At 64.5% G+C, this 17813-nt stretch carries 16 protein-coding genes and 1 pseudogene; 7 read left to right on the plus strand and 10 right to left on the minus strand.

Translation table 11 applies throughout. The features are described from left to right. Positions 1-23: 23 nt before the first annotated feature. Together kdgD and ACTJK4_RS11350 are read right to left on the minus strand one after the other, a co-directional pair. Positions 24-962: a 5-dehydro-4-deoxyglucarate dehydratase gene (kdgD, locus tag ACTJK4_RS11345; protein WP_232039381.1), complete on the minus strand. Its 939-nt coding sequence runs from the start codon at positions 960-962 to the stop codon at positions 24-26. A 183-nt stretch (positions 963-1145) separates the two neighbouring features. Beyond that, positions 1146-2207 (minus strand): SMP-30/gluconolactonase/LRE family protein, encoded by a 1062-nt coding sequence (locus ACTJK4_RS11350; RefSeq protein WP_440817958.1) that lies wholly within the window; start codon positions 2205-2207, stop codon positions 1146-1148. Between the two features lie 118 nt (positions 2208-2325). Here ACTJK4_RS11350 and ACTJK4_RS11355 point away from each other — a divergent pair, with 118 nt between their 5' ends. From ACTJK4_RS11355 to ACTJK4_RS11375, 5 genes are all read left to right on the plus strand, one after another. After that, entirely contained in the window at positions 2326-3222 is an 897-nt protein-coding gene (locus ACTJK4_RS11355; RefSeq protein WP_440817959.1) for a LysR substrate-binding domain-containing protein, read from the plus strand. Between the two features lie 54 nt (positions 3223-3276). Further along, a complete protein-coding gene (locus tag ACTJK4_RS11360) occupies positions 3277-3642 on the plus strand; it encodes a hypothetical protein (protein WP_232039378.1) in 366 nt (121 codons plus the stop codon). 250 nt (positions 3643-3892) lie between these two features. Beyond that, a complete protein-coding gene (locus ACTJK4_RS11365; protein WP_316871105.1) occupies positions 3893-4540 on the plus strand; it encodes a cysteine dioxygenase in 648 nt (215 codons plus the stop codon). Continuing rightward, positions 4537-6177: a rhodanese-related sulfurtransferase gene (locus tag ACTJK4_RS11370; protein WP_316871106.1), complete on the plus strand. Its 1641-nt coding sequence runs from the start codon at positions 4537-4539 to the stop codon at positions 6175-6177. The genes ACTJK4_RS11365 and ACTJK4_RS11370 overlap by 4 nt, the downstream gene beginning before the upstream one ends. Before the next feature lie 394 nt (positions 6178-6571). Next, positions 6572-7459 carry an EamA family transporter gene (locus ACTJK4_RS11375; protein ID WP_322018285.1) on the plus strand — a complete coding sequence of 296 codons (888 nt, stop codon included), beginning with the start codon at positions 6572-6574 and terminating at the stop codon, positions 7457-7459. Positions 7460-7519: 60 nt separating this feature from the next. Here ACTJK4_RS11375 and ACTJK4_RS11380 read toward each other — a convergent pair whose 3' ends face one another. The 6 genes and pseudogenes from ACTJK4_RS11380 to ACTJK4_RS11405 all read right to left on the minus strand — a co-directional run bounded on the left by ACTJK4_RS11380 (position 7520) and on the right by ACTJK4_RS11405 (position 13555). Next, on the minus strand, positions 7520-7921 hold the full coding sequence (locus ACTJK4_RS11380) for a type II toxin-antitoxin system MqsA family antitoxin (protein WP_232039374.1): 402 nt from the start codon (positions 7919-7921) through the stop codon (positions 7520-7522). A 2-nt stretch (positions 7922-7923) separates the two neighbouring features. Continuing rightward, a complete protein-coding gene (locus tag ACTJK4_RS11385) occupies positions 7924-8223 on the minus strand; it encodes a type II toxin-antitoxin system MqsR family toxin (protein WP_232039373.1) in 300 nt (99 codons plus the stop codon). A 74-nt stretch (positions 8224-8297) separates the two neighbouring features. After that, positions 8298-10310 (minus strand): putative bifunctional diguanylate cyclase/phosphodiesterase, encoded by a 2013-nt coding sequence (locus tag ACTJK4_RS11390; protein WP_440817960.1) that lies wholly within the window; start codon positions 10308-10310, stop codon positions 8298-8300. Beyond that, positions 10307-10879 (minus strand): YfiR family protein, encoded by a 573-nt coding sequence (locus tag ACTJK4_RS11395; RefSeq protein WP_232039371.1) that lies wholly within the window; start codon positions 10877-10879, stop codon positions 10307-10309. The genes ACTJK4_RS11390 and ACTJK4_RS11395 overlap by 4 nt, the downstream gene beginning before the upstream one ends. Next, a pseudogene (locus ACTJK4_RS11400) lies at positions 10876-12835 on the minus strand (TonB-dependent receptor plug domain-containing protein). The gene ACTJK4_RS11395 and the pseudogene ACTJK4_RS11400 overlap by 4 nt, the downstream one beginning before the upstream one ends. Before the next feature lie 300 nt (positions 12836-13135). Then, positions 13136-13555, minus strand: a complete 420-nt coding sequence (locus ACTJK4_RS11405; RefSeq protein ID WP_232039370.1) for a F0F1 ATP synthase subunit epsilon — start codon at positions 13553-13555, stop codon at positions 13136-13138. A 239-nt stretch (positions 13556-13794) separates the two neighbouring features. Between ACTJK4_RS11405 and ACTJK4_RS11410 the strand changes: the two genes are divergently transcribed. Continuing rightward, positions 13795-14730, plus strand: coding sequence for a LysR substrate-binding domain-containing protein (locus ACTJK4_RS11410; protein ID WP_440817961.1), 936 nt, complete (start codon positions 13795-13797; stop codon positions 14728-14730). A 44-nt stretch (positions 14731-14774) separates the two neighbouring features. Then, positions 14775-15458 carry an HAD family hydrolase gene (locus ACTJK4_RS11415; RefSeq protein ID WP_440817962.1) on the plus strand — a complete coding sequence of 228 codons (684 nt, stop codon included), beginning with the start codon at positions 14775-14777 and terminating at the stop codon, positions 15456-15458. A gap of 60 nt (positions 15459-15518) precedes the next feature. Here the strand turns inward: ACTJK4_RS11415 and ACTJK4_RS11420 are convergent, their stop codons facing one another. Beyond that, positions 15519-16748 carry a TIGR03364 family FAD-dependent oxidoreductase gene (locus tag ACTJK4_RS11420; protein ID WP_440817963.1) on the minus strand — a complete coding sequence of 410 codons (1230 nt, stop codon included), beginning with the start codon at positions 16746-16748 and terminating at the stop codon, positions 15519-15521. A 3-nt stretch (positions 16749-16751) separates the two neighbouring features. Continuing rightward, a complete protein-coding gene (locus tag ACTJK4_RS11425; protein WP_232039366.1) occupies positions 16752-17777 on the minus strand; it encodes a putative 2-aminoethylphosphonate ABC transporter substrate-binding protein in 1026 nt (341 codons plus the stop codon). Positions 17778-17813: the final 36 nt, after the last annotated feature.

Raw genomic sequence — 17813 nt, forward strand, 5'->3', positions numbered from 1 at the left:
ATTCCTTGTGTTTTCGGTTGCGCTCAGGCCGCCAGCTTTTCCACTTCGGCAATGCGCGACACCAACGCAGACAGTTCTGCCGTCTCGGCATCGGTCAGGTCGGTCAAAGGGGCACGGACCGGACCTGCGTCACGGCCAATGACCTTCATACCGGCCTTGACGATCGACACCGCATAGCCGCGCTTGCGATTGCGCAGCTGGATGTACGGCAGCACGAATTCGTTGAGCATCTTGTAGACCTTGGCATTGTCGAACGCTCGCACGGCGGCGTAGAACTCTAGCGCGAACTCCGGCACGAAGTTGAAGATGGCCGACGAATATGTCGACACACCCATCGTCAGGTACGGCAGAGCAAAGGTCTCGGCGGTCGGCAGGCCACCAACGTAGGTAAAGCGGTCGCCCAGGCGGGCGTAGATGCGAGTCATCAGTTCCAGGTCGCCCACGCCGTCCTTGAAACCAACCAGGTTCGGGCAGCGGTCGGCCAGGCGTTCGAGGTGGTTTTCGTCCAGGATCTGGTTAGCGCGGTTGTAGACGATCACGCCCAGCTTCGTCGAGTTGCAAACCTGCTCCACGTGCGCGGCCACGCCATCGGCGGAGGCTTCGGTCAGGTACGGCGGCAGCAGCAGGATGCCGTCGGCGCCGGCCGCTTCAGCGGCCTTGCAGTATTCGATCGATTCGGCCGTGCCGCGGCCCGCCGGGGCGATCACCGGAATCTTGCCGCCGGTTTCCGCCACGGCAGCGCGCACCACGCGGTCGGTTTCAGCCGCGGTGAGCGAGAAGAATTCACCCGTGCCACCCGCGGCAAACAGGCCAGCGGCATCGTGGCTGAACAGCCAGTTCAGGTTGGCGCGATACGCTGCCTCGTCGAACGACAGGTCCGACGCCTTGAAGTGCGTGACCGGGAAGGACAGCAGGCCGGAGCCGATCTGTTGGGCGAATTCTTTGGGGCTGTATCGGGACATGTCTCGCTCGCGATGAATGCGTGTTGTTGATGAGCGAATTTTTGCACCCGCATCGATTCAAGTCCAAGCCAACTGCTGACTCGATTAATACAAAACTTGTATTGATACAGGGTCTTCCCTAGGTGAGCAATTCCCTTGCTGCGGCCGCACGTGACGGCACGGCCGCGTTTGGTCAGTGCCGCGTCACACCGCGCCCTCCGCCTCCACGTAAAGGGCATACAGGGAGTGCGAACTCGCCATGTACAGGCGGTTGTTTTTCGGCCCGCCGAAGGTCAGGTTGGGGCAGCGTTCCGGCAGGTGGATGAACCCGATCGGCTTGCCGTGCGCGTTGAAAATCTTCACGCCGTCGTAGTCGGCGGAATTGACGCCCAGACGCCCGTCCGAGCCCCAGCCGCACCAGAGGTTGCCATCCTTGTCGACGCGAAAGCCATCCAGCGCGCCCGCGCCGTTAGCGTCGATCAGCTTGGTCTTGTTGGACGCCGTGCCGTCGGGCGCAATGTCGTAGCTCCAGATGCTGCGCGACGGCGTGCCCTTCCACTCGACCACGTAAAGCTTCTTCTCGTCGGGCGAAAACGCCAGGCCGTTCGGGTTGACGAGGTCGGTGATGATTGCGCGGAGGCTGCCGTTCGGATCGATCCGGTAGACGTTGGTGGTGGCCTGTTCGGGCTGCGCCTTGAAGCCCTCCCAGTTGCCGTTGATGCCGAACGTCGGGTCGGTGAACCAGATGCTGTCGTCGGACTTGACGACGATGTCGTTGGGCGCGTTCAGCCGCTTGCCTTGGTACTGATCGGCCAGCACGGTGATGCTGCCGTTGAATTCGGTGCGTGTGATGCGCCGCGTAACCGAGTGCTCGCACGTGACGAGGCGCCCTTGCCGGTCGCGCGTATTGCCGTTGGCGTAGTTCGACGGCTCGCGGAACACGCTGAACGCGCCGTTCGTCTCGTCGTATTTCATGATGCGGTTGTTCGGAATGTCGCTCACCAGCAGGTAACGCCCGGCGGGAAAGTAAACGGGCCCTTCGGCCCAGCGCATGCCGGTGGCGAGCTGCTCTACCGAGCTGCTGTAGAGCCGGTATTTCAGAAAGCTCGGGTCCAGCACTTCCACCGCCACGTCGGGGTAGCGCGCGTTCGGCTTGAAGCCTTCGATCTTCTGCGCGCCGGCCAAGCCGCTGGCCGCTGCAAGGCCTGCGCCTGCCGCGTTCTTAAGAAACCTGCGACGGCCAACTTCCGCGCTTTTCATGGACATGCTTGTCTCCTGATGGTTGTTATTGGCCCTTCAAGCCGAAGGGGCGAGCCGATTCTTGCACCGGCGATCTTTCCCATCCAAGATAAGCACTGACTCAATCCATACAGGTTTTGAATCGATGTTTGAACTCAGCCAACTCCGCTGCTTTGTCGCCGTGGCCGAAGAACTGCATTTCGGGCGGGCGGCCGAACGCCTGCACATGACGCAGCCGCCCCTGTCGCGCCAAGTACGCCTGCTCGAACACCAGGTCGGTACCGAGCTGTTGGAGCGCAACAGCCGCTCGGTCAAGCTGACGGCGGCGGGCCGCAGTTTTCTGCCCGATGCGTCGCGCATCCTGCGGCTGGCCGATGAAGCAGCGGCCACGGCGCGGCGCGTGGCCACGGGCGCTGCGGGGCAGTTGGCGATCGGCTTTACCGCGTCGGTCGGCTACGGGAAGCTGCCTTCGCTGGTGAGCGCCGTGCGGGCGGCTTCACCGGGCGTGCGATTGACGCTCAAGGAGATGGTGAGCGGCGCGCAGCTCGCGGCGCTGGATGCGCGCGAAATCGACGTCGGCCTGCTGCGCCCGCCGGTGGAGCACGGCGAACTGATTGCCGTGCCGTGCTCGCAGGAAGCGCTAGTGATCGCCCTGCCGGAAGCGGTAGCCGACAGCTGGCCGCAACGCCCCAGCCTGCGCGATTGCGAGGGCCAGCCGCTGCTCATGTATTCGCCATACGAGGCACGCTATTTCCACCAGATGGTGAGCAGCCTGTTCGAGCGTGCCGAGGTGTTGCCCGACATCGTTGAATACGTCAGCCAGATCCACTCGATGCTGGCGCTGGTGCGTGCAGGCATTGGCGTGGCGCTCATCCCGGCGGCGGCGGCCATGCTGCACTTCGAGGGCGTCGTCTACCGCCCGGTGCGCACCACGCCGGCCAAGCCGGTCGAACTCTGGATGGCCTATCGGAAAGACAACGACAACCCGGTGTTCAACCTGCTCAAGACGGTGTTGCACAACTCGCTTGCCGAGGGGCGCTGAACTGGCGCGGCACCGCACTTGCTGAACCATGGCGGTCCCGACCAGGAGAGTGCCATGCCGCAAACACGCCAAAACATCCGACATTCCGCCATGTGGCCCGCCGCGATGGCCATCAGCTTGACCGTGGTGGCGCTACCGCACCCCGCCCACGGCAAACTGCCGCCGCCTACGCCGGCCGAACAAGCCGCCGCAGCCAAGCAGGCCGAGACGGAACGCGCACAAAAAGCGCAAGAGCAAGCCCAGCTGACCGAAGTACAGGACCGCTTGGCGGCACGCTTTGGCAAGGGCGGCAACAACGCCCCGGGCGCCACAACTCCAGCCACCAACCTGCCTAAGAACGTCGCGGAAGCGCCCGGTACCGCTGGCCCGCATGGCGGTTCACGCCCCAGTGCGGAATCCCATTCGGGCAACGCCCGCTAGGCCGCAAGCGGAAGCCCGCGCGTCAAAGGTGGAAGCCGCCGCGGGTGGCAATACGGCCTGCCCCTTGACCATGCATCAATCGCCCCGTTGATCAGCATCGACACGATCGCGACGTGCTGTGCAGCCGAATCCACGCTCTGCACGACAACTCCGCGCGGCTCCCAGTCGGCCGCACGGCACTAGGGGTTTCAGTAGACGCCTCCGCCCAAGTCCAGCAAGATGCGCAGAACCCCACATCAGGAACCTGCCGATGAGCACGCCTGCCCGCGCTGCCGTGTCCGCTGCGGCATCCGCACAACCCCAGTCCACGGTGCCGCTGCGTGATTTCGTGACCGCTCTGTCGCGCCTGCTGGATCAGCAGCCGACCGAAGCCGAAATCCTCTCGCGCGCCGGCACCCTGCTCGGTGCGCTTGTCGCGCGAGACGACTGGCTACCCGCTGAATACGCGCAGCCGCACCCCGAGCACTTCCAGCAGTTCCTGCTGCACGCCGATTCGGGCGAACGCTTTTCCATCGTCAGCTTTGTCTGGGGCCCGGGCCAGCGCACACCCATTCACGACCACACCACGTGGGGCCTGATCGGCATGCTGCGCGGCGCTGAATACTCGCAACCGTTCAAGCTCGACGCACAAGGCAAACCCCAACCGGACGGACCCGCCATCCGCCTGGAGCCGGGCGCTGTGGAGCGCGTTTCCCCGCGCATTGGCGACATCCACCGCGTGCACAACGCCTTTGACGATCGCACCTCGATCAGCATCCACGTGTACGGCGGCAACATCGGCGGCATCCACCGCTCCGTCTATACGGAAGACGGCGAACGCAAGCCCTTCGTCTCCGGTTATTCGAATACCCACCTGCCCAATCTCTGGGACCGCTCCAAGGACACGCCCGCACCATGAGCAGCCCTATCGACGCCATCGAATCGCTGGTCGCCGCACCGCTGGCCGAAACCCATGTCCCGACGCTAGCGTATGCCGACGTGCGCGCCGCCCTGCTAGCCCGCAAGGAGATCGCGCTGGTCGACGTCCGCGAGGAAGACCCGTACGCCCAGGCGCATCCGCTGTGGGCGGCCAACTTGCCGCTCTCCCGGCTGGAGCTGGAAGCGTGGTCGCGCATTCCGCGCCGCGATACCTTGATCGTGCTGTACGGCGTGCACGATGGCGTGGACCTCGCCCCGCAAGCGGCCGCCAAGCTGGCCGAACTCGGCTATACGCGCGTGTACCTGCTCGAAGGCGGCCTCGATGGCTGGCGCGCCGCCGGCGGCGAGGTGTTCCAAGACGTGAATGTCCCCAGCAAGGCCTTCGGTGAATACGTCGAGGCGCACCGCCATACGCCGTCGTTCAGCGCGCAGGAGGTCAAAGCGCTGCTCGACGCCAAGCGCGACGTGGTCATCGTCGATGCGCGTCGCTATGAAGAATTTCAGACCATGAGCATCCCCACGGCGACGAGCGTGCCGGGTGCAGAGCTGGTGCTGCGCATCCGCGAGCTGGCGCCCGACCCGAGCACGCAGGTCATCGTCAATTGCGCGGGTCGCACGCGCAGCATCATCGGCACGCAATCGCTCGTGAATGCCGGTATTCCCAACCCGGTGGCGGCACTGCGCAACGGCACCATCGGCTGGCTGCTGGCCGACCAAGTGCTGGACCATGGCGCCAGCCGCCGTCATCCGCTGGACGTGTCTGCCGAAACACGCGCGCAGGCGCAGGCCGATGCACGCGCCGTGGCCGAGCGCGCCAACGTGCCGCGCATAGCGCTGGCCGACGTTGCCAAATTGGAGGCGCCGGACCGCACGCTCTACAAGCTCGACGTGCGCACGCCCGAGGAATATGCCGCCGGCCACCTGCCCGGCTTTGCGAGCGCGCCCGGCGGCCAGCTCGTGCAGGAAACCGACCACACCGCCGCCGTGCGCGGCGCGCGCATCGTCCTGGCCGATGACGACGGCGTGCGCGCCGACATGTCCGCCTCGTGGCTCGCGCAAATGGGCTGGGAGGTCTATGTCGTCGACCCGGTCGACGCGAGCGAGCGCAGCGTCACCGGTACATGGCAGACACCCGCTCCCCAGCCTCCCGCCGCGCGCACGGTCGACGCCCGCGCCCTGGCCGGCTGGCTGGAAGCGGGCGACACCGCCGTCATCGACGTCACACGCAGCGCCAATTACGTTGCGCGGCATATTCCGGGCGCGTGGTTTGCCGTGCGCTCGGATTTGCCTGCGGCGCTTGCGCGCATCCCCGCAGCACGCCGCTACGTGCTGACGTGCGGCTCCAGCCAGCTCGCCCGCTTTGCCGCCGCCGACCTTGCCAAGCTGACGCAGGCCGAGGTGTGGGTGCTGGACGGAGGCACCACGGCATGGGTGGCCGCCGGCCTGCCCGTTGAAACCGGCGAGACCCGCCTCGCGTCAAACCGCATCGACCGGTATCGTCGCCCGTATGAAGGCACGAGCGCCCCGCGCACGGCGATGCAGGGGTACCTCGACTGGGAGTTCGGTCTGGTGGAGCAGTTGCGGCGCGATGGCACGCACGGGTTCCGGGTCATCTGAAGGGCCACCAAGGTTCGGAACGTCAGGCTTGGCGTTCTGAACTCGACACTTGGGGTTCCAACACTCCACGCTTGAGGTTCCAGACGCCGCGCTTGAGGTTCCGAACTCCACCGTTGGCGTTCGGAACGTGACGGGTGGCGTTCTGAACCTCGATATCTCGTAGTTCGAACGCCGACATTGAGGTTCTGAACGCCATGCATGGGGTTCAACACTCGGCACGCCGGGTTCGTAACCCCGATTGCGAGGTTCGGAACACGGCGATTGAGGTCTCAAACCTCGCATACGCCTCAGCTCACTTGCTTGCTAACACCGCTCACAACGAGCGATAACAAAACTCGTTTTGCGCATGAGCCGGCGTTGAGTAGCATCGGGACTTCCTCGCAGAGGTCCCCTCATGTCCCCCTTCATCGCCCTGTGCCTGCTCATCACCTACGTGGTGTGGGGCACAACGTATCTCGCCATCCGCTTTGCGCTGACCGATTTGCCGCCCTTTCTGATGATGGGCTCGCGCTTTCTGGCTGCAGCGTTGCTGCTCGCCCCGCTGGTCATCCTGCGCCAGCGCAAGCAGCCGGAAGATCGGCCGACCGTGCGACAAGTCCGCAACTGCGCGTTGATCGGCGCGTTCATGCTGGTGGGCGGCATGGGCATGACGGCGGTGGCCGAGCAGACCATCTCGTCGGGTGCGACCACGGTGATGATCGCGTCGATGCCGCTGTTCTCCACGCTGTGGACGCTGCTGGCCGGTGGCCGCCTGCGTGCCTATGAGATCGGCGCCATTGCGCTGGGCAGCATCGGGATTGCGGTGTTGTTTCGCGGGGCGGAGTTCCAGGCCAGCACAGTCGGCGTGCTGGCGCTGACCACCGCCATTGCGTCATGGTCGTTCGGCTCGCAACTCTCCAAGCGCATCGACATGCCCAAGGGCATGACGGCGTTCGTATTGGAGATGGCTTTTGGCGGCGTGGCGCTCGTACTGCTCAGCCTGATCACGGGCGAAGTGTGGCCGAAGCACATCGGCATGCATGCCGCGCTCGCATGGGGCTACCTCGTGGTATTCGGCTCGGCCATCGCATTCACCGCCTACATGGCGCTGGTGGAGCGCGTGTCCACCGTCATGGCGACAAGCTATGTGTATGTGAACCCGCCCATCGCCCTGCTGATGGGCGCATGGCTTGCAGATGAAGTCGTCGCGCCGCAAACGCTGGGCGCCACGGGCATCATCCTGGCGGCCGTGGTGGTGCTGACGGCCGGGGCAACGCGCGCGGCGCGGCGGGCGGCTGCTTGAACGTGCCCGATGGTGCTCGAAAAAAAGCCCGCACATTGGCGGGCTTTTCTTTTGGGGCGATCAAGCCGTCTTGATTTCAGCCAGCAGATCGGGGTGATGGTCGAGAAGCTTCAAGAGTTTCACCAGCGCCAGAGACGGCTTCGTCTTACCGGTTTCATAGCGCGAGAACGCATTGACGCCGCCACCAAAAATCTCGGCGGCCTCGCGCTGGTCCAGATTCAGTTTGCGCCGCACAGTCGCGATGTAGGCGGGGTCAATGTAGGCCGAATTCACCTGGCGCTGGAAGGCGGACACCAGTTCGCCATATCGATCGCCCTCGCCGCGTTCGAGCACAATTTCATCGCATGCCGGGCAGAAATCTCCCGTCACAGAGGGGATGACAGTGGCCTCGCCCTTGTAGACGTATGGCACATCGCGTGTGTCATGAATCAGCTCGGCGGCACCACAGCTCGGGCATTTCATGGTCAAAGCTCCTTGAAGGAAACGATCAGCACACCATCAACAACGGTCAGCTTCAGGTAGATGTCTTGCCCGCGCGCCTTGGCGTGATAGACGTCTTGCCACACGCGGTGGTCGGCATGGGTCGTCATGCTTTTGTAGAAGCAGTGGGGCGTCAGCGTCATGACGACTGCGCACATGCCCGCCAGATCCGTGATACCTAGCTCGAGCGCTCCCTCGTATGCACTGCGTGTCGCGCGCACGCTGCCGGATCGGATCAGTTCGCGAACGAGCGACAGTTTGGCGTGTGGCGTACGTTTTTCCATGCGCGCCAACTTAACCTACTTGGTTAGTATACCAAATAGGTTAATTCCGAGAAACCGACTTGAAGCGGGAAACGTTACCCCGCCAACGACGATGGCAACGACCCGCTCGGCACTGCATCGTCCTCGGCGTCCGCAGCGATGTCGCTGTCCGAAACGTTGTCCAGCCGGTTGAGCCACGCCATCAGCGCGTCGGCGTGCTGCGGGCGCGAGAACAGATAGCCCTGCCCCAGGTCGCATCCGGCATTGCGCAGCAACGCGAGTTGCTCGGGGTCTTCCACGCCTTCGGCCACCACTTGCATGCGCAGGCTATGCGCCATAGCGATCACCGCGCCGGCAATGGCTTCACCGTCGCCGGGCATGCGCTGCACGAAGCTGCGGTCGATCTTGAGCTTCTGGATCGGGAAACGCTGCAGATACGCCAGCGACGAATACCCGGTGCCGAAATCGTCAATCGACAGGCTGATGCCGGCCGCGTGCAGGGATTCGAGCAGCGCGATGTTGGCCTCGATGTCTTCCATCAGCACGCTCTCCGTAATTTCGAGTTCGAGCTGATTCGGCGGCATGCCGGTTTCGCGCAGCACGTCCATGACGTTTTCCACGAGGGCCGGGTCGCGCGTCTGCCGCGCCGACAGGTTGACGGCCACCCGCAGCGTGACGCCGTCTTCGCGCATCCAGCGCACCGCCTGTTGGCACGCGGTGCGCAGCACCCATAGGCCGAGCGGCACGATCAGGCCGGTTTCTTCCGCCACGGCGATGAACTCGCCGGGCCCGATCAGGCCGATCTCCGGATGGCGCCAGCGCACCAGTGCTTCCACGCCATAGACGTTTGCCTTGGAGAGCACCGCATCGTGAGCGTCTTCGGTCCGCAGGCGCACCTGCGGCTGGTAGGCCAGCAGCAGTTCTTCGCGATCGAGCGCGCGGCGCAGATCGGCTTCCACGCGCAGGCGGCGGCGCGCCTGCTGGTCCATCTCCGACGTGAAGCTCGCGGCTGCGTTCTTGCCGTGGTTTTTGGCGTGGTACATCGCCGTGTCGGCGTTGCGCGTGAGTACCTGCACGTCGCGTGCGTCATGCGGATACAGGCTCACGCCCACGCTCGCCGTCACGTAGATCTGATGCAGGTCGAGCGCGAACGGCGCCGCCAACGCGGCAAGAATGCGTTTGGCCAAGCCATCGGCCAGCGTTGCCGCTTCCGTGTCGGCAATCTGCGCACGGCCAGACAGCTCGGCGATCACCGCAAATTCGTCCCCGCCGATGCGGCACAGCACGGCACGCAGGTTGGCTTGGTCGATCACGTCGTTCAGCCGCCGCGCAACCTGGCGCAGCAGGCGGTCGCCGTTGTTGTGGCCCAGCGTGTCGTTGACGACCTTGAAGTTGTCCAGATCCAGCAGAAGCAGCCCCACTGCACCCGCCTGACCCGCGCGCTTGAGCGACACCTGCAGGCGCTCGTTGAAGGCATGCCGGTTCGGCAGTTCCGTGACGGAATCGATGTGGGCGAGGTAGTCCAGATGCGCCTCTGCCTGCAGCACCGCACGGCGCATGCGGGCAATCACGAGATACGCCAGACCCATCGCGCCGATGCCCACCGACACCGTCAGCACGGCATAGCCGAGCAGTTGCATGTACAGCTCGGTCAGGCTGGAGCGCACTACCACATAGCCGATCACGCGGCGCTCCGACTCCACCGGCTCCACCACCTCCAGCGTGGTGAGCGTGGACACATCCGACTCGCGCAGCATGGCGGCATCGGGCGCGCGCACCGGCGCGGCATCGTGGTGCTGATACAGCGCCAACGGCTTGCGCAGCGCACTGAAAATACCTGCCGCACGCAACGGCGGCGAGGCCTCCAGCGCGGCCAGGGTTTCTTCTGCGGCACGACGGTCATTGAAGAGCAGCGCGGCCACGCTGTTGGCGCCCACGATGCGCGCCTGCACATGCACGTCGCGCACCAGCGCCGCATGCAGCGCGATGAACTGGAACACGATGAGCAGGAAGCCGGCGATGGTTAGCGCCGCGCCAGCACCGGCCATGTTGGCCCGCACCATGGAGTGCCCCAGGCGGGGCCGAGGGGTCGTAATGGACGGGCTCATTGCACGGTCCTAGCCAGGCGCAGCAGTTGCGAGCTGAGCTGCAGACGGGCCTGCCGCGCGGCCACTGCATCGATGTCGAAAACCACGCGATCGTCATGCAGCGTCAACGCGATCATCGGTTCGGGGTTGCCGGCCACGCGCTCGCTCTTCGGGCTGTCGGACACCGTCAGCACCGGCGTGCCCGGGTCGAGGCGCACGCCGTTCTGGGCGCGCGCGTCAAACACCAGGACATGGCAGCCGGCAACGGTGCCGTCGTTGATCTTTCGGATTTCCAGGCGGTGTCCGCGCACGGGTTTTCCTGTCAGTTTTTCCAAGGCCGCCTGCAACGGATGTTGGGCGGTCACGCACACCACCATTGGCGCGTCGGCCTGCATGACATCAGCCGGCCAGTTGGTGAACAGCGCAAAGTTATAGATGAACGCCGCCTTGACCTGCACCTCGCTGGCCTGCATCTGTGCGTGCGTGGCACCCATCCATGCCACACCTGCCAGCACAGCGCCCAGCACCGCGCATAACCTGCGCGGTCGTCGCCATTGGGCGCGTCGGACGATGCCGTGCGGGGCTTTCATCGGAAGGTGTAGGTGAATTTCACGCGAAAGGCACGGCCATCCTGCTCGACGGACGGCTGCGGCAACTCCGGCCCCGCTGGATCCGCATAGCGCCGATCGAACAGGTTGTAGATACTGGTCGACATCTCCAGATTGGGCGCCAACCGTGCCGCCAGCAAGGTCAGGTTGGCGATCCAGTAACCGCCCACCTGACCGGCTGTCGTCAGCCGGTTGCTGATGTACTGCGCCTCGATCCCGGCACGCCAGTCGCTGCGCCATACAGGAGCGGTGGCGTTGATCTTGAGCATGTGACGCGGCGAGTTGCTCAACGTCTGGCCGGTATCGACATCTTCGGAACGCTGGAAGCTGTAGCTCGTGCGCAGGCGCGTGCCGCCCGGCCAGTTCTGCTCGTAGCCGAGTTCTGCGCCGCGNCGCTACGTTGCTGAAAAAGAGCAGCCCGGTGTTCGGGTCTTGGCTTTGGCTGATCAGGTTGGAAACGTTGTTCTGAAACACCGACAAGGTCGCCTTGCCGCCTGCCGCAACTTGTTGCTCGACTACCGTTTCATACGTGCGTATGCGTTCGGCCGACAGCCCATTGGTGACTTGTTGGCCCCCGGGCGCACTGGTCTGATAGTTCAGCTCGTAATCGTTCGGCGCGCGATAGGCCATGCCGTAGATCGCCTTGACGGTGGTCGTTGAGGCGGCATGCCAGATCAGGCCAACGCGCGGGCTGAAGATGCCCGGCGCAAAACTCGTGTGGTCGTAGCGCAGGCCCGTGTCCAGCACCCAGTCCCGATGGAGCATGAATTGATCCTGCACATACACGCCCACGCGGTTGTTGTCGCGATGGTCGTCCAGGTAGCTGGCGTATGGCGCTGTATCGAAATTGCGCATCGCATCACGGTAGTCGCGTTGCAGCTCCGTGCCGATGACCAGCGTGTGGCGTTCGATGCGGCGCGTCACGAACTTGAGTTCCGTGCCGTACCACGCCGTGTCGAATAGATCGCGGTTGATGCCGACCGGTGGTGGGCTGTACGCGTAGTCCCCCTGCGAGACATAGCGGCCCCAGAACAGCCGCGCCGTCACGTCGGTCGTGTCGTCCAGCGCGTGCTGCCACGTGCCGTTGAACATCTGCCGCGTGTCGACGGTGCGCGAGCGCGGGTCGTTGAAGCTTTGGTCGTACGGCGCGGTCGGCACGCCCTTCGTACGATCGACGTAGCCGAAGGTCAGCCCGAACTCGCCAAAACTGCCCTTGGCAAACAGGCGCTTGGCGCGGTCGTAATCCATGCCGCGGGCCACGCCATCGCTCACGCCCGGCTGGTTGAACTCGGGAAAGTAGAGGTCGCGCCCCGGGGCATCGTTCACGCTGGCCGACAGCAGCCATTCGGCGCCGTTCTCGGCCCGCCTGCCCCACGTCACTCGGGCATCCCGCGCATTGGCGCTGCCCGTTGATCCGCTGGCCTGCACGCCGTCAATGTCACGGCCTCGCTTGGTGATGATGTTGATCACACCGAACAGCGCGTTCGATCCGTACACCGCCGACCCGGCTCCGGGCACGTACTCCACCCGCTCGATCAGGTCGACGTTGAGAATGGCTTCGGAGCCGACGGCCGCCTGGTCGAAGATAGGATCGTTGGTGCGATGGCCGTCAATGAGCAACAGGAAGCGCGTGTCATAGTCGCCCGCGCGCAAGAAGCCGCGTGCGCCCAGCGTGGTGTAGTTGCGGTCGTAGTTGGTGTACAGCCCCGGGAGACTGCCCAGGATGTCGGCCAGCGTGCGCCAGCCATAGGCTTTGATATCCGCCGCCGTGATGACGGAAACATTGGCCGGTGCCTCATTCGCGGCTTGCGCGTACTTGGACGCCCCGGTGACGACCTGCACCTGCATGAGTTGCTCGATGGGCAGTGCGGTCAGATCGGTGACGTCTGTTTGTGCCAGCGCCGTGCGGCAAAGCAGCGCAGCGGCCACCGCAAACATTTGCGCACACCGCTTCGGCTTGGATGGCACGCGCGGCAAGCGCATGGGTAACGCGAATGAATGCTCAGCACTCGGGTGTTTGCGGCAACCAAGCGCAAACGCACGGGCCATTACAACAAGGGGCGACATCAGCAGAACCGGCAGAACCGATCACGTCTGTGGGGCGACGTTCAGCGGGAATTCGATAGTTCTGCCTTAAAACGGAGAACCGGCGCGGTTCTTTACCCCTCCCCGGCTGGGGCGACACATTAACGCCGTTATGGTGTGAGGGGAGCGGGGGCCATTTGTGACGGAAGAGGCTCAGCGGCGGCGCTTGCGCAAACGTTCGATGGCGGCCAGTTGTGCCACGGCTTCAGCCAACTCAGCCTGCGCGCGCGCGTAGTCGAACTTGCTCTTGCTGTTCTGCATCAGCTCCTCAGCCGCCTTGCGGGCCTGCTGCGCCTTTGCCTCATCCAGATCGTGTGCGCGCACGGCGGTGTCTGCCAGCACAATGACCTGCTCGGGCTGGACGTCGACAAAGCCGCCCGCCACAAACAGAATCACCTCTTCACCGTTCTCCTGTGTAACGCGGAGACTGCCCGGGCGCATGCGCGTCAGCAGACGTTCATGGCCAGGCAGGATGCCCAGTTCACCCTCGGTGCCGGGGATGACCACAAACTTGGCGTTGCCTTCGTACAGCCGCTCTTCTGCCGTGACGACATCGACCTTCAGCACCGGCATGGTGTCTCCTCTGTTGCGCGCATAGGTTCATACGGTAGCACGATGTGCGCCCGGCGCCCTCTTCGCAATGCCCTGCCACTTTGCAATCGACGCATACCACGTTCACATGCGCGTGGCAGTTGCCGGCCGCCAGCGTCTGCGGCCGTGGCTGACCGTAAGGTTTCACGGTATGTAGCGTCACAAACGCTGCCTAGACTGTGCACCTGACGATCAAAAAGACATATCAGGGAAACACAACCATGCTGGGCGATCTACTGATGTCGTTCTTCGAGGTGGCGCGCCAGGGCAGCGTTACCTCCGCTGCCAAGCACCTGCGCCTGTCGCAGCCGACCGTGACCGGACGCATCCGCCAGCTGGAAGAGATGTATGGCGTGGAGTTGTTCCACCGCCGCGGCAGCCGGCTGGACCTGTCCGACCTGGGTGTGAGCCTTATGCCCATCGTCGAGCGCCTGGCGCAGCAGGAAGGTGACGTCGATTTTCTCCTGCGCAATGCCGGCGATCTGCGCACCGGCAACCTGCGCGTGGGCGCTACGGGCCCGTACTACATCCTGCCCAGCGTGGCGGCGTTTCGCGCGCGGCATCCGACCATCGAGATCACCATCGAATTCGGCAACTCGCAGCAGATGCTCGAAGCGCTGTCGGAGGTGCGTATCGACCTGGCGGTTTCGTCTCACGCGGTGGATGACGAACGCCTGCATCGCATCACGCTGGCCGAAGACACGATGGTGCTGGTGGTGCCGCTGGACCACGCGCTTGCACGGCGCCCGAACATTACGTTGGATGACATTGCCGGCTGCCAGCTGCTGATGCGCGAGCCCGGCTCCGTCACACGCCGCGTCACCGAAGACGCGTTCGCCAAGGCTGGCATCGAGCCCGCCAGCACGAGCATCATCGGCAGTCGCGAAGCCATTTACGAGGCGATCAGCCTGGGTCTGGGCTGCAGCATCGTGCCCGCGCGTGAAGCGCCGCGCCGGCCCGACGTGCGCGTGCTGCCGTTTACCGACAACGCGCCGGTCATCCACGAATACCTGTACTTCCTGAAGGAGCGCAAGGACGCGCGGCTGGTGCGCGCGTTCCTTGACTGCGTGGACCCGCGGCTTGCACAGGCACCCAATAAAAAGGCCGATGCGTTCATCGCCAAAGTTATGGCGATGGACACGGCCGCGACGCGCTAGGGCCGTAACCTCGCGGTTTTTCAACCGCCCCCCCCGCCTGCTGTATGCAATCGCTTGCCCTGTTCGACCTGGACCACACCCTGCTGCCCATTGACAGCGAATACGAATGGGGCCGCTTCCTGGTCGCCCAGGGTGCCGTGGATCGAAGCGTCTTCGAGCAAGCCAACGAACGCTGGATGCGGGAATACCGTGACGGCACGCTCGACTTTGCGCGACACGCGCGCTTCTCGCTCGGCCTGCTGGCCCAGCACCCGCGCACGCGTCTCGACGCCTGGCGTGCCACGTTCCTGCGCGACGTCATCGCACCGGCCATGCTGCCGCGTGCGCGGCAACTGGTCGACTCGCACCTGCGCGCGGGCGACCTTTGCTGCATCGTCACCGCCACGCACCGCTACCTGACCGAGCCGATTGCTACGGCGTTCAACGTACCGCATCTGCTGGCGGTGGAGGGCGAGACCCGCAACGGCCAGAGCGATGGCGCGTTCACGGGTAACCCGCTCGGCACCGCCACGTTTGGCGCGGGCAAGATCGTGCGCGTGACGGAGTGGCTTGCGCAACGCGGCCAGCGCATGACGGACTTCTCGCGGACCGTGTTCTACAGCGATTCACGCAACGACCTGCCGCTGCTCGAAGCCGTTTCGCACCCGGTGGCCGTGAGCCCCGACACTACCTTGCGAGCCGTGGCCGAATCGCGCGGCTGGCCCATCGTTGAACTCTTTGCCGCCTGAAAACAAGAACGCCCGCGCGGCGTGAACCGTGCGGGCGTTCCTGCACTGAACGACGCTCCGTCAGGCAGCCACAACTGCGGGCGCTGCGGACGCGCCTGCCGGCGGCGTCCATTGCGGCAGCGCGGTGCCATCGACGAGCGCATCCATATGCCGGTGCGCCAGCGCCGGTCCGACGCTCATGCCAATGCCGCTGTGCATCAGCGCGACGGTGGTGCGATCGTCGACGCGGGTGATGGAGAACGCGCCGCTGCCGGGTACATGGCACTTGGCGCCATATACGCCCTGCCAACGTTCCACCACGCGCAGCTTGCCGCCAAACGTGTCACGCGCGAGGTCGAGCATGATGTTGTCGACCGACTCGGCATTGAACGGGCGGGCGTCCTGGCCGTAGTCGTGCGAATCACCAATGATCCAGTCGCCATAGGGCGTTGGACTGACCAGCAGGTGAATGCCGTGACGCGCCAGCTCGGGGCGCTGATGTTCGATCTGCATTGCCAGCGCACGGGCGGTTGGCAAATCAGCAAATGCCCCGTAGTGCGTGCATGACAGCCCGGTTAGCACGGCGTGCTCCAGACGGAAGCCGTCTTCGGGCGTGACACGCAGCATCTGCAGGCGGCACACCTGCGGTTGCAGCGCGCGAAGGTGGTCGGCGCACAACGTCTGGTAATCATGGCCGCTGCAGACAATCACACGCTCGGCATTGCACACGCCAGCGGTGGTCTCAAGCCGGCCGCCTTCCACATGGCGCACCAGCGTACCGAAATGGAAGTGCACGCCTTGCGTGGCAAGCCAAGACGCCAGCGCCGGAATGGCTTCGCGCGAATAGAGCTGCAGGTCATCGAAGCCCTGGAGCGCTGCGCGGTGGCGCATGAAGCGGCCATCGTAGAGATTGGTCAGGTCTGCGCTGCGCAACAGCTTGACGTTGTAGCCGAAGGCCGTTGCGCGCGTCGCCATGAACTCGTCCAGCACGGCCTCTTCTGAGACATTGCGGGCAAACAGCAGCGCACCGTTGGCGCGCGCAAAGATGCCTGCCTTGTCGGCCCAGTCGAGATACAGCGCGCGGCTTTCACGCGCGAGGTCCAGCATGATGCCGGGCGGCTGGCCGGTCACCAGCATCTGACCGAAATTGCGAATGGACGCGCCGACGGCAATATCACTGCGCTCGAACACCGTCACGCGCAGGCCGCGTTTGACGGCAGCGGCTGCATGCGCCAAGCCCAAAATGCCAGCCCCGACAATGGCGACGTCGGTGCTGGCATCCAGGCCCCCAAGAGTCACGGGAGCTTGCATCGCTTACTTCTTCTCCGACTTGCCGTCGTAGCGCTTCGTCCACTCGGCGAGGATGCGGTCGCGGTTGGCGCTGGCCCACGTGAAGTCGTTCTTGATCAGACGCTTTTCGTAGTCAGCCGGCAGCAGCGGATCCGGCTTGGAGAAGCCCGGCGTGGCGACCACGGCAAAGTTCTTCTCGTACAGCGCCATTGCAGCCGGGCTTGCCGAGAAGTCAGCCAGCTTCTTGGCGGCGTCCAGGTTCTTGGTGCCCTTCATGATGCCGGTGGCTTCCACGTCCCAGCCCAGGCCTTCGGACGGCAGCACGATGTCGATGGGTGCACCTTCCTTCTTCGATTTCACGGCACGGTATTCAAACGCGATACCGATCGGGAACTCACCTGAGGCCGCCATCTTGCAAGGCTTGGAGCCCGAGTGCGTGTATTGGCCGATGTTCTGATGCAGCGCGTCCATGTAGGCCCAGCCCTTCTGCTCACCCAGCATCTGCAGCCATGCGCTGACGTCGAGGTAACCCGTGCCGGACGAGGCCGGATTCGGCATGACGATCTTGCCAGCATAGACCGGCTTGGTCAGGTCGGCCCACGAAGTCGGCTTCGGCAGGTGCTGCTTTTCTGCTTCGACGGTGTTGAAGCAGATGGCGGCGCCCCAGGCGTCCATGCCAACCCATGCCGGCGGATTAGCCTTGTCGCGGTACGTCGCACCGATCTTCGCCAGATCGGCCGGCGCGTACGGCGTCAGCATGCCTTCCTTGTCCAGGATGGCCAGGCTCGATGCGGCAAGGCCCCAAACCACGTCAGCGCGCGGGTTGTTCTTCTCGGCCAGCAGCTTGGCGGTGACAACGCCAGTGGAGTCGCGCACCCACTTGATCTCGATGTCCGGATTGGCCTTCTCGAAAGCCTCCTGGTACGCCTTCACTTGGTCAGCTTCCAGTGCCGTGTACACGGTCAACGTGGTCTTGGCGAATGCCGACGTGGCAAACGCCATCGTTGCCGACGTGATTGCGACAGCCAGCAGGGAAAGACGTGCGGTCATGGTTTCCTCGGTATGGTGTGATGCAGCGGAAAAGAC

The sequence above is a fragment of the Ralstonia sp. 22111 genome (assembly GCF_052045895.1).
GTDB lineage: Bacteria > Pseudomonadota > Gammaproteobacteria > Burkholderiales > Burkholderiaceae > Ralstonia > Ralstonia wenshanensis.